Raw genomic sequence first — 11,806 nt, forward strand, 5'->3', positions numbered from 1 at the left:
GGTGTCCGATCCCGTGGCCGTGACCCACGTTCGCCTGCGGATAATCCCGGACGGCGGTGTCGCGCGGCTGCGGGTCCACGGTGAGCCGACACCCGACCCCGCGTTCCTTCGCGGAACCGTCGACCTGGCGGCCGCCGAGAACGGGGGACGGGTGGTCGACTGCTCGGACCTGTTCTACTCCTCGCCGTCCAACATCATCGCCCCAGGCCGCTCCCGCGTCATGGGCGAAGGCTGGGAGAACGCCCGGCGGCGCGACGGGGGCAACGACCACGTCACAGTGGGCCTCGCCGGTCAGGGGACCGTCGACCACGTGGAGATCGACACCTCCTACTACATCGGCAATGCCCCGGGGATGGCGTCGCTTCGTGGGATCGCTCGCGCGGACGACCTCGAACACCCCGACCGGTGGGTGGACCTCGTCCCGCGTACGCCGCTGCAACCGGACTGTCGACACCGATTCCTGGTGGGACCCGGGTCGGGGTCTCGGCCGGGAGACGAGTCGGGCGCGGCGGAACCGGTGCGGTTCGTCCGACTCGACGTGTTCCCGGACGGAGGTATCGCTCGTCTGCGCGTTCACGGAAGGCTGAGTTCCGAGGCACTCGTCCTGTTCGCCGCACGGGTCGCCCGAGCCCGGCACGCCCAAGCCCGGCACACCGGGCTCATGCACTCGTAACACGGTCGAAAAGCCGTGCTGCCAGACTCGGCCTCGACACCACGATGGTGCGGTCGGCCCCGCCGATCCGACCGCCGGGTCCCACGGTCCGGCGGTCGAGTCATCAGTCAGGCATCGCCGTGGTGTCCGCCCGGGCACAGGACCCGGGTGGGCCCGCGACATCGACCCGGGCCCGCTGAGCCCGGGAGATCCACCGCCATGACCTCCGTCACCACCGACTCCGTGAGCACCGAACCCGGGACCACCGAACCCGGGACCGGGGCCCGGACCTCCCGCCGCCTGCCCGACGCGGACGTCCGACTGGCGACCCTCCGGGCCCGTGTGCACGAGGACATCTCCGCCACCAGCCATGCCCGCGACTGGATCCCCCGCGTCCCCGGGTCCACCGAACTCGACGTCCTGGTGATCGGCGGCGGGCAGGCCGGTCTGGGCACGGCGTTCGCACTGCAGCGCCAGCGGATCGACCGCGTCCTGGTGGTGGACGACGGTCCGGAGCACGAGGTGGGCTGTTGGGACCGCTACGCCCGCATGCACACCCTGCGCAGCCCCAAGCACATGAGGGGTATCGAATTCGACGTCCCGTCCCTCCACTTCCGGCGCTGGTTCGAGGCCGTCTACGGAGAGGCCGCCTGGGCCGCCGTCGAACTCATTCCCCGCCTGGACTGGAACGACTACCTGCGCTGGTACCGGGAGGTCACGGGTGTCCGCGTCCACCATCGGACCCGGGTGACCGCGATCCACCGCCCCGCCACCCCGGACGGGCCGTTCTCCGTGGAACTGCGCGGCCCGGAGGGACAGGAGACCACGCTGACCGCCAGGCGCATCGTCTGCGCGCTCGGGCTCGCGGGCGGGGGCGGGGTGCGCGTGCCGGAGTTCATCTCCTCTCTGCCCCGCGAACGCTGGTTCCACACGGAGGACCCGATCGACTTCACCGCATTGCGGGGTCAGCGGGTGGCGGTGCTGGGCGGCGGCGCCTCCGGGTTCGACAACGCGGCCACCGCGCTGGACCACGGCGCCGTCCGGGCGCATGTGTTCGTGCGACGGGCGACGGTCCCGGCCTCCAACCCGCTGCGGTGGATGGAGTTCCCGGGCATGCAGGAGCGCTTCTACGACCTGGACGACCAGCGCAAGTGGGACTTCGGCGTGATGTCCGGAGGTCTTCCGCAGCCGCCCACGCAGCACGCGGTGTGGCGGTGCTTCACTCACTCCGGCTTCGCCTTGCACACCGGCTGTGGGTGGAACGCAGTCTCGATGGTCCACACCGGCACCGGTGGGCAGGAGATCGCGATCGACACCACCAGGGGGCGGTTCCACGCTGACGTCGTGCTGTCCGCGACCGGATACCAGGTGGACCTGCAGATGCGTCCGGAGCTCACCGAGTTCGTCGACGACATCGCGTTGTGGTCCGACCGCCACCCTCCCGCGGTCGATCACCCGGCCGGACGGAGTCCCTACCTGGGTCCGGGGTTCGAGTTCACCGAACGCGATCCGGGCACCGCCCCGTGGCTCACCCGCCTGCACCATTTCTCGACCGGAGCGCGGGCCTCCATGGGCGTCACCGGGAACCAGCTCTCCGGGATCTACGGCGGGATCGGGCGGATCGCCTCGGCGATCACCACTGCGATCACCCGCGAGAACTGGGACAGGCTCGCCGGTGACTTCGCGTCGTTCGAGCACATCGAGGTCCGATCCATCGGTCCCCACGACGCCTCCGACGGGTGGTATCCGACGAGCTCGCGCTTCTGACGTCGAGAGTCGCGCGCAGCCCATCAGAACGGGGGCTCCTCGTCCGACAGGGGAGTCGACGGCGTGGGCGGAGACACCGGACCGGTCTGTGGTGCCTGTCGCCAGAGTCGAGCCTGCGCACGGAGGTTGCGTCTCTCGACATCGCGACGGTGGCGCAGGTGGGGTCGCCGCCGCGACTCGGCCGATCCGAAGCCGGTCTCACCCGCTTCGGCTGCCTCCCGCTGTAGTCGGCTCGCCTCAGGGTGTCGTGGTGCGGCGTGGCCGGCGAAAGGCCCCGTGGGGAAGGTCGTGATGCGGGTTGCGGGGTCCCTGTCCGGGTGGTGGGGGCCGTGTATCCACACGTATGAACCGTCGGTCTCCCGGTAGTAGGCCCACACCCCGTCGGTCTTGAGTCTGTGGTGGAAGCGGCAGAGGGTGCCGAGGTCGTCGCACGTCGTGTGTCCGCCCTGGTCGGGGTGGTCATGGTCGAAGGGGACGATGTGGTCGAGGTCGGATTTCTCGGCGGAGGTCTGGCAGCCGGGGAAAACGCACGTACCGTCGCGCCCCCGACAGAAGCGGGCCAGGGCCTCGGACGGGGTGTGGCGCCGCGCAGCGGCGGTGTCCGGATCCGCGAGTTCGGAGAGTGCGTTGACCCGCCGCCTGGCGTCGCGCTGCAGTTCCTCGGCGGTGTGCCGGGTGATCGGCCCGTACCCGGCGAGGGTGATGCCGCGATTGTCCGGGGTGCCATCGTCGTATGCGTGGATGATGACCCGGCGAGCCGCAGACCGGGCTTCCGGGTCGGCGGGGTGTTCTCCTTGCGGGTCGGGCAGGCAGGCCCAGCCGCGGCTGAGCGCGAGCAATCCGGCGGCGCGGAGCTGGCCGAGGGGGCGCGGATCGTCGGCCGAGGCGGTGCGGGCGAGGGCCTCGATACGGTCCGCGATCTCCAGCGCGTCCTCGGCGGTGAGTGTGGCCGAGATGATCGCACGGTCGTCCCGGAGGGGCACCAGCTCCACGTCCTGGTCACGTCGCGCCTGCCGGGCGCGGGCATCGGCACCGAGTGGATCGCAGGCCGCGACGGTCTTGATGAGCATCTTGCGCAATGGGCCGAGCCTCGGCGGGTGGGTCCGGCGCCTGGTGGGAGCCAACCCGTCGCTGATCCGCCGATCGAGTTCGGGCATGAGGTGATCGGCCACAAGGGCTGTCTCCTCGGCGATGGTGTGCGCGGCGAGGATTCCTATCCACCCCGTCGCCAGTAGCGCCGCCGTTCGGGGGAGCCGTTCGGTCAGTTCGACCGCGGTGGTCACCAGACGGGATGCGCCGTGGCGTGAGAGCGCCATAGAGGCGCCGATCATCGTGGCGGCGGCGTCCCACGGATCACGATGGCGGTCGTGCTCGGTGGCGAAACGATCGGTGGCGGAACGGACACAGTCGTAGGCGTAGGCGAGCGTCCGACCCTCGGCCGCGCAGATCGTCCTCTGGGCGAGGTAGCCGCGTTGTTGGCCCGGGTCCCACCGGGCGAACGCCTCGGGGACCAGCACGGGGAGTGCGGGCCCCATCCACGTGGTGAATCCGGGAGGCGGGATGAGCGCCTCGGGAGGCTCGACGTCGTCGGAAGCAGGGGGAGGTGTCGCGATCATGGTTCGATAGTATGTTCGAGATCTGACACGGTGTGGAGGCGTGGATTCCGTGGGCCTGACCTGCGATGCCCTGCACGCGGCGTGCAGGGCATCGCAGGTCAGCGGGGTGTGGGGCGACGGTCCGACGGGGTTCGGCGGAGTGCCGGCGGGAGAGTGTCCGTGGAAAAGAAGGGACTCCGGGCGGCGCGGGATGGCACGGGATGATTCGGTGCGGGTGCGGGTGCGGGTGCGGGTGCGGGTGCGGGTGCGGATCCGGTGGTCCCGACCTGGGGTGCCCTGCTCGGCCCCTGCAGGGCAACGCAGGTCGGAACCGTGTGGGGCGGTGACTCAGCCCGGTCGTGCCACGATCAGGCAGGCCTGCCCGCCCTCGGGCACGTACCAGCGGTGGGGGAGGGTGCCGTCGTACCTCGCGACATCCCCCGCCTCCAGTCGGCTGAGAGACTCGCCCACCTCGAGCAGGACCGTGCCCCTGGTGACGTACACCCATTCGCGGCCCGGGTGTTCGAAGAATCGGCCCGGCACGTGATTGGTTTCCACGAACTCGAGGAACTGCGTGTCGTTGGGCCCGCCCGGAAGTAGTCGGGTGTGCCCTCCGACGGTGCCCTCCGCGCGGGTGAGGACGGCGCCCTCGGAGGCGCGACGAATGTCCACGCATCCGCCCGTCGCCGGTGGCGAGTCGCCTGCCGTCGACGGGTCGCCCGCCGGCGCGTCGGGGCCTCCGGGCGTCGGGGCGACGGCGTCGACCGCTTCGAGTAGGTGCGCCTGTGTGGTGCCCAATGCGTGGGCGAGCCCCTCGAGCGTCGACATGCTCGGGGCCGCCTTGCCACGCTCGATCTGGCTGAGGAACGGTTGCGAGATGCCGGCCTGGCCGGCCACCGCCACGAGGGTAAGGCCGAGTTGCTGACGGTGGTGCCGGATGCGTGCACCCAGGCGCGCGAGTCCGTCGCCACGTAACCCCGACACCGGTGTCTCCCATCGTCAGTGAGCGGTTACAGATCAGATCCGGCGGGGTAATCCGGGCGAAACACCGACCCGTGACACTGATCTGTATTGACGAGGTCAATATCCCGCGTCCTGGTCGAAAGCGCAAGGCACCACACCGACCCGGCCGGGGACGGTCCGGCAGAGCAGGAGAACCCAGTCAGTGGACACACTCACCCGCCAGCGTGGAGAAGGGTCCCCGGAGCCAGGCGCTGCCGCCCCGAGGCTGGACGGCGCAACCGCCAGGTCCGGCATCACCGCCCCGGAGCCGGACGGCACCGCCGGGAGGCAGGTCGACCGCATCGCCGGGGTGGGGCTGCTCGACGGCCGGGTGGTCGACGTGGACATCGCGGGCGGAGTGGTCGTGGCGGTCACCGACGCGGGAGTCGACACCACCGGGGGGTCGGGGCCTGTGGGGCCGGCGGTGATCGACGGTCGCGGCTACATGGCCCTCACGGCGCCCGCCGAACCGCACGCCCACCTGGACAAGGCCCTGAGCTGGGGTGCGACGCGCCCACCGGGCTGCGATCTGGGCGCCGCGATCGACGCGTGGCGGGCCTTTGCGGTCACCGTGGACGAGGACGAGATCCACGGACGGGCGCTGGCGGCGGCGCGGAGACTGGTGGCCAGCGGCACCACGGCGGTGCGCACCCATGTGGATCTGCACAGCGAGGGTGACCCGCTCCGCGGAGTCCGGGCCATGGTCCGGGTGCGCGACGAGCTCGCGGACGTGCTGGACCTGCAGATCGCGGTGATGGTCCGCGATGAGGACCCCGCCGAGCGGGCCCGCGACGCGATCGCGGCCGGGGCCGACCTCATCGGTGGCGCCCCGCACATCGCCCCCGACACCGCCGCGGAGACACACAGGTTGATCGACCTGGCCGAAGAGCTCGGGGTGGGCGTGGACCTGCACGTCGACGAGTTCCTCGACGGCGACCACGGCATGCTCACGGCCTTCACCGACCGGGTGGCCTCGTGGGAACCGGGCCGAATCCGGACGGCCGGTCACTGCTGCCGGATCGGCACGATGGACGCGTCCGGTCAGTCGGCCGCTGCCACCGCGCTGAGCGGCGCGGGTGTGGGAGTGGTGACACTGCCCGTCACCAACCTCTACCTCCAGGGGCGGGCGGAATGCACGTCCACGCCGCGCGGGCTGCCCCCCGTGCGGGCACTGCTGGACGGCGGCGTCACCGTGGGCGCGGGTGCGGACAACGTGCGCGACCCGTTCAACCCGGTCGGCCGCTCCGACGCGATCGAGACGGCGATGCTGCTGGTCATCGCTGCCCACCTCGACATGGACACCGCATGGCACCTGGTCACCGACGGCGCCCGCGACGTCATGGGATTGCCGCCCGCCGGTCCCGCTCCCGGCCGCCGCGCAGATCTGCTGCTCGTGCGCGCGAGCGGGCTCGACGACGTGATCGCCGACGCGCCCGTGGACCGGATCGTGCTTCGCGCGGGCCGCATGGTGTCCGCGAGGGCGTCCGTCCTCGTCGACCCCTTCCTCACACAGACCTCGACCCTCACACAGGCCTCGACCCACCCGCCCGATCTCCAGGAGGCACCATGACGACCCCAGCCCGCCCCGTCCTCCGGCCGGGTACCGAGATACTCGGTTTCTCCGACGTCGGGGTCACCTACCCCAACGGCACCCGCGCGCTCGAGGGCGTGGATCTCCGCGTGGGGGCCGGAGAGTTCGTCAGCGTGGTGGGACCCTCCGGGTGCGGCAAGTCCACACTGCTCGGGCTGGCCTCCGGCCTGGCGACCCATACCGACGGCTACATGCAGACCGGCACCGACCGGGTGGGGTACGTCTTCCAGGACGCCACGCTGCTGCCGTGGCGCACCGTCGCCCAGAACGTCGAGATGCTCGCCGAGCTCGACGGGATCGGCAAGGCCGAGCGGCGGCAGCGGGCGCAGGAGGCGATCGACCTCGTGGGGCTGACCGGCTTCGAGCACTCCCTGCCGCGAGAACTGTCCGGCGGGATGAAGATGCGGGTGTCGCTGGCCCGGTCGCTGACGCTGGAGCCCGAGCTGTTCCTGTTCGACGAGCCGTTCGGGGCCCTCGACGAGATCACGCGGCAGCGACTCGGTGACGAGCTCCTGGAGCTGTTCGCGGCCAAACGGTTCGCCGGACTGTTCATCACCCACTCGGTCGCCGAGGCCGTGTACCTGTCCACCCGGGTCGTCGTCATGTCCGGGCGTCCCGGCCGCATCGTCCACACCATCGACGTCCCCTTCGACGTCCCCCGCGACCCCGAGGTCCGGTACTCGGCCGACTACATCAACCTCGTCGGCGAGGTTTCCCGGGCTCTGGAGGAGGCACACTGATGAACACCACCACCACCACCACCACCGCTGCCGGCAGCACCTCGGCCGGCAGCACCTCGGCCGAGCCCGACGCGGACCCCGGGTCCGACACCCCGGCCCCGGGCGGGGCGACCACGGTAACCGCGCCCACCTCGGCGGAGACCGGGCGGCGGCGCCGGATCTCCGCGGACGGGGCGCTCGTGCGGATCGGCGGCCCGCTGGTCGTCCTGGCCGCCTGCCTGGCCCTCTGGTACTTCGTCAGCTACGTCGTGCTCGAACCCGCCCGCCGTTTCCTGCTGCCCCCGCCGCACGTCGTGATCACCGACGGGTTCCTCGGGCCCAATTTTCCGGCCATGCTCGAGGCGTTGGGTCGCACGACGGTCGTCGCCCTGACCGGCCTGGCGATCGCGTTCGTGATCGGGGTGGTGTGGGCGATCCTGATGAGTCAGGAGACGTGGGCGGAGCGCTCGCTGTTCCCGTACGCCGTGGTGCTGCAGTGCATCCCGATCCTCGCGCTGGTGCCGCTGATCGGCTTCTGGTTCGGTTTCGGGTTCACCGCGCGGGTGTTCGTCTGCGTGCTGATCGCATTGTTCCCGATCGTGTCGAACACCCTGTTCGGCCTCAAGTCCGTGGACCCGGGTCTGCGGAGGCTCTTCCGGCTTCACCACGCCGGCCGACTGACCGTGCTTCGCAAACTCGAGGCACCGGCGGCGCTGCCCGCGCTGTTCGAGGGCCTGCGGGTGGCCGCAGGGCTCTCCGTGGTCGGGGCGATCGTCGGCGACTTCTTCTTCAAGCAGGGGGACCCGGGGATCGGCATCCTCATCGACACCTATCGGGCGCGGCTGCAGTCGCCGGAACTGTTCGCCTCCATCCTGCTCGCCTCGCTGCTCGGTGTGGCCGTGTTCCTGGCCTTCGGGTTACTCTCCCGCAAGGTGGTGGGGCGGTGGTACAACGCCGACGACCAGCGGTGATGGCGAGAGTCTCGCCCCGGCCGTAACCCACATCTGCCCGACCGGCAACACAACCGAAACGTAGCACCGCTTCACTATAGATATTGATCACGTCAATACGGGAGGCCTGATCCGGCCCCCGGGAGGAGACCCAGATGCGCCGCACCCACACCACCAGGACCGTGCTCTCCGTGGCCGCCCTGTGCACCCTCGGAGCCGCCACACTGACCGCCTGTGGTGGTTCCGATTCCGAGTCCGCCGAGGCGGCGTCCGGATACAGCGGTGAGATCGGGGCCGTCGACCTCAGCGAGAGCTGCCCCGCCACCGTGGTCGTCCAGACCGACTGGAACCCGGAGGCCGAGCACGGACACCTCTACGAGCTGCTGGGCCCGGAACCCACTATCGACGCGGGCGCCAAGGCCGTCTCGGGCCCGCTGTTCGCCTCGGGGGAGTACACCGGGGTGGACGTGGAGATCCGCACCGGTGGCCCGGCAATCGGTTTCCAGCAGGTCACCGCGCAGATGTACCAGGACACCGACATCATGCTCGGCTACGTGGACTCCGACCAGGCCGTGCAGAACTCGCTCAACAATCCGACGATCGGGGTGTTCGCGCCGCTGGACATCAACCCGCAGATGATCATGTGGGACCCGGAGACCTACCCCGACGTGGCGCGGATCGCCGACCTCAAGGACGAGGGGACCCGAGTCCTGTACTTCGAGGGCAACGCGTACATGGACTACCTCACCGGTGAGGGCATCCTGGACCCCGAGCAGGTCGACGGCAGCTACGACGGGTCGCCGTCCAACTTCGTGGCGGCCGGCGGGTCGGTCGCGCAACAGGGTTACGCCAGCGCCGAGCCGTTCATCTACGAGAACGAGGTCGCCGAGTGGGGTAAGCCCGTGGCCTACGAGCTGCTCCACGACACCGGGTACCCGATCTACAAGTCCATGATGGCGGTGCGCTCGGCCGAGCTCGAGGACAACTCCGCGTGCCTGGAGATGCTCGTTCCGGTCCTGCAGCAGGCCGAGGTCGAGTACTTCGCGGACCCGGATCGCACCAACGCGGTGATCGTCGACGCCGTCGAGCAGTTCAACACCGGCTGGGTCTACAGCTCCGAGCTGGCCGACTTCGCCGTCGAGGCCATGCTCGACCGGGAGATCGTCGGCAACGGTCCCGACTCGACGGTCGGCAACTTCGACGAGGAACGACTGGCCGACATCGTCGGGATGGTCACGGGCATCTACGAGGCCGCCGACGTCGCGATCGCCGAGGACGTTGCACCGGAGACCATCGCGACCAACCGGTTCATCGACCCGGCCATCGGGATGAACTGATCCCCCCAGTGACCACCCGATTCAGGAAGGCACCCCAGTGAGCGAGACCCAGACGGCGTCGCCGACGGCTCCCACGGCCCCGGACGTGGCCGGACTCGTCGAGGATCTGAGTGACCTGCTCGGCCCGGAGCTCGTCCTCACCGACGACCGCAGCCTCGACAAGGCCTCACAGGACGGCTCGTATCTCAGCCCGATCCTGCGTGCGCAGTGGCCGATCGGCCGCCCCGAGGTGGTGGTTCGGCCCACGAGTGTCGAGCAGGTCCCGCCGATCGTCCGCGCGGCGGTCCGCCGCGGGGTCCCCATCACCTCACGGGGAAAGGGCACCGGCAACTACGGGCAGGTGGTGCCGCTGCACGGTGGTCTCGTGCTGGACCTGACCGCCCTGAGGGGCATCGACGACGTGGACCCGGAGGCCGGGACGGTCACCGCCGAGGCAGGCGTCCGCATGATGAGCCTGGAGAAGCGGCTCGCACGCGACGACTCCCAGCTGTGGATGTATCCCTCGACCGTGCAGTCCACGCTGGGGGGCTTCCTGGCCGGGGGGTCCGCAGGGACCGGAACGATCGTGCACGGCCGCAACCACGAGGGGTTCGTCGAGGCGCTCGACGTGGTCTACGCCCACCCCGACGCCGAGATCGTGCACCTGACCGGGGAGGACGCCCAGCCGTTCGTGCACACCTACGGGGTCGCGGGGATCATCGTCCGCGCCACCGTGAGGATCGAACCCCTGCAGGACTGGCGCTGCCTCTACGCCAGCTTCGACGATCACCACGACGCCTTCTCCGTGGTCCCGCGCATCCACCGTCTCGACCCTGCGCCGCGGCTCTGCTCGGCCGATGGCGCCCACGTGGCCGGGTGCCTACCGCCCGACGAGGCCATCCCGCCCGGCCGCGCGAGTCTGCGCGCGATCGTCGAGGCCTCCGTCGTGGACGAGGTGAGCGCCCTGGTCACCGGTGCCGGGGGAGTGGTGGAAGCGGTGCGCAAGGGGGTCAACGAGTCCATCAAGGTCTCGACCCTGTCCTACAATCACCCCACCCACTGGTTGCAGAAAGCGGAGCCGGACACGTGGTTCCACATGGAATGCCAGGGTGACGCGCTGGTGGAGCGGTTGGACGAGGTCGAGGCCGTCTATCCGGGCGGAACCCTGCACCTCGAGGCCGGCCACGGCCGAATGTTCGGCATGCTCAACGGTCACTACACCGACCCGGAGGCCGCCTACGCGGGAGTGCCCGTCCTGGAGGAGCTGGGCGTGAGGGTGCACTCCCCGCACCAGTACCGGGTGGACCACGGAACCGAGGAGGTGCGGGCGTTGGCGGCCCGGACCGACCCCCACGGCCTGCTCAATCCCGGGCGGTGGGAGGAATGATCGGGCCCGCCCGGCGCTATGCGGACCTGAGCACCGTCGAGGCCGCGCGGGTGGGCCGGGGCGATCCCGTCGCCGTCATCCCCGCCGGTGCGATCGAACCCCACGGCCCCCACCTTCCCCTGGCCACCGACCTGATCGTGGCCGAGGAGGTGGCCGCCCGCGCGGTGGCGGGCGTCGAAGCAGGGGTCGACGCCTGGCTCATGCCCGCCCTCGGGTACACCAAGAGCGACGAGCACTCCTCGTTCCCCGGGGCGATGTGGATCACCGCGGACACCCTGCTGTCCCAGGTCCGTGAGCTCGGATCCGCACTGAGCGCCAGCGGGTTCGGCCGCGTGCTCTTTGTCAACTGCCACGGCGGCAACTCCGCCCTGCTGGAGGTGGCGCTGCGGGAACTGCGCCGGCGCAGCGGCCTGCGGACCTTCCTGTACGCCGGTCGGGCCAACCCCGGCCCCACCGAACTCGGCATGGGGATCCACGCCGGGTGGGCCGAGACGTCGATGATGCTCCACCTGCGCACGGACCTCGTCGACATGTCCGTGGCCGAGGCCAGGATCCCCACCGGAGTGGCCGGGTGTCAGCACATCGGGTTCACCGGCCCCGTGAAGTTCGGCTGGCTGGCCGATGACCTGTCCGACACCGGGGTGATCGGCGACCCCACCGGCGCCGACCCCGACACCGGTGCACGACTGGTGGCCGATCACGTGGCCACCGTCGTCGGCGCGCTCGCGGAGATCGCGGTCTTCGACCCGGCGCGCGGAGTCCGGGGCGCCGACCTCTCCGCCGTCGCCGCAGGGGGAGGTGCGCGATGACGGCCGCCGAACTGCCCG

Annotated in this window: 9 protein-coding genes and 1 pseudogene; 8 read left to right on the forward strand and 2 right to left on the reverse strand. The window is 70.6% G+C overall.

What is annotated here, in order from left to right; all coding sequences use genetic code 11:
* Window positions 1–673: pseudogene (locus tag G6022_RS12835) on the forward strand (allantoicase); the annotation flags it as partial.
* 198 nt (window positions 674–871) lie between these two features.
* A complete protein-coding gene (locus G6022_RS12840) occupies window positions 872–2,419 on the forward strand; it encodes an NAD(P)/FAD-dependent oxidoreductase (protein WP_182639995.1) in 1,548 nt (515 codons plus the stop codon).
* Window positions 2,420–2,442: 23 nt separating this feature from the next.
* Here the strand turns inward: G6022_RS12840 and G6022_RS12845 are convergent, their stop codons facing one another.
* Complete coding sequence (locus tag G6022_RS12845) at window positions 2,443–4,035, reverse strand: HNH endonuclease signature motif containing protein (protein ID WP_187701354.1); 1,593 nt, start codon at window positions 4,033–4,035, stop codon at window positions 2,443–2,445.
* A gap of 327 nt (window positions 4,036–4,362) precedes the next feature.
* The gene (locus G6022_RS12850; RefSeq protein ID WP_182691692.1) at window positions 4,363–4,998 is read right to left on the reverse strand and encodes an XRE family transcriptional regulator; all 636 of its coding nucleotides are present in this window, start codon (window positions 4,996–4,998) and stop codon (window positions 4,363–4,365) included.
* A 181-nt stretch (window positions 4,999–5,179) separates the two neighbouring features.
* Here G6022_RS12850 and G6022_RS12855 point away from each other — a divergent pair, with 181 nt between their 5' ends.
* From G6022_RS12855 to G6022_RS12880, 6 genes are all read left to right on the forward strand, one after another.
* Window positions 5,180–6,586: an amidohydrolase family protein gene (locus G6022_RS12855; RefSeq protein ID WP_182691694.1), complete on the forward strand. Its 1,407-nt coding sequence runs from the start codon at window positions 5,180–5,182 to the stop codon at window positions 6,584–6,586.
* Window positions 6,583–7,347, forward strand: a complete 765-nt coding sequence (locus tag G6022_RS12860) for an ABC transporter ATP-binding protein (protein WP_182615979.1) — start codon at window positions 6,583–6,585, stop codon at window positions 7,345–7,347. Before G6022_RS12855 ends, G6022_RS12860 begins: the two co-directional genes overlap by 4 nt.
* Window positions 7,347–8,297, forward strand: coding sequence for an ABC transporter permease (locus G6022_RS12865; protein ID WP_241731206.1), 951 nt, complete (start codon window positions 7,347–7,349; stop codon window positions 8,295–8,297). The genes G6022_RS12860 and G6022_RS12865 overlap by 1 nt, the downstream gene beginning before the upstream one ends.
* Window positions 8,298–8,431: 134 nt before the next feature.
* Window positions 8,432–9,613, forward strand: a complete 1,182-nt coding sequence (locus G6022_RS12870) for an ABC transporter substrate-binding protein (protein WP_182610657.1) — start codon at window positions 8,432–8,434, stop codon at window positions 9,611–9,613.
* A gap of 37 nt (window positions 9,614–9,650) precedes the next feature.
* The gene (locus tag G6022_RS12875) at window positions 9,651–10,979 is read left to right on the forward strand and encodes an FAD-binding oxidoreductase (protein ID WP_182610658.1); all 1,329 of its coding nucleotides are present in this window, start codon (window positions 9,651–9,653) and stop codon (window positions 10,977–10,979) included.
* Window positions 10,976–11,788, forward strand: a complete 813-nt coding sequence (locus G6022_RS12880; RefSeq protein WP_182638950.1) for a creatininase family protein — start codon at window positions 10,976–10,978, stop codon at window positions 11,786–11,788. Before G6022_RS12875 ends, G6022_RS12880 begins: the two co-directional genes overlap by 4 nt.
* Window positions 11,789–11,806 lie beyond the last annotated feature (18 nt).

Source organism: Dietzia sp. Cai40 (genome assembly GCF_014145165.1).
GTDB classification, from domain to species: Bacteria; Actinomycetota; Actinomycetes; order Mycobacteriales; family Mycobacteriaceae; genus Dietzia; species Dietzia natronolimnaea.

Excerpts from the sequence above, each read along its gene's own strand:
- G6022_RS12865 (WP_241731206.1), top strand. The coding sequence starts at position 7,347 with ATGAACACCACCACCACCACCACCACCGCTGCCGGCAGCACCTCGGCC.
- G6022_RS12880 (WP_182638950.1), top strand. The coding sequence starts at position 10,976 with ATGATCGGGCCCGCCCGGCGCTATGCGGACCTGAGCACCGTCGAGGCC.
- G6022_RS12840 (WP_182639995.1), top strand. The coding sequence starts at position 872 with ATGACCTCCGTCACCACCGACTCCGTGAGCACCGAACCCGGGACCACC.
- G6022_RS12860 (WP_182615979.1), top strand. The coding sequence starts at position 6,583 with ATGACGACCCCAGCCCGCCCCGTCCTCCGGCCGGGTACCGAGATACTC.
- G6022_RS12845 (WP_187701354.1), bottom strand. The coding sequence starts at position 4,035 with ATGATCGCGACACCTCCCCCTGCTTCCGACGACGTCGAGCCTCCCGAG.
- G6022_RS12870 (WP_182610657.1), top strand. The coding sequence starts at position 8,432 with ATGCGCCGCACCCACACCACCAGGACCGTGCTCTCCGTGGCCGCCCTG.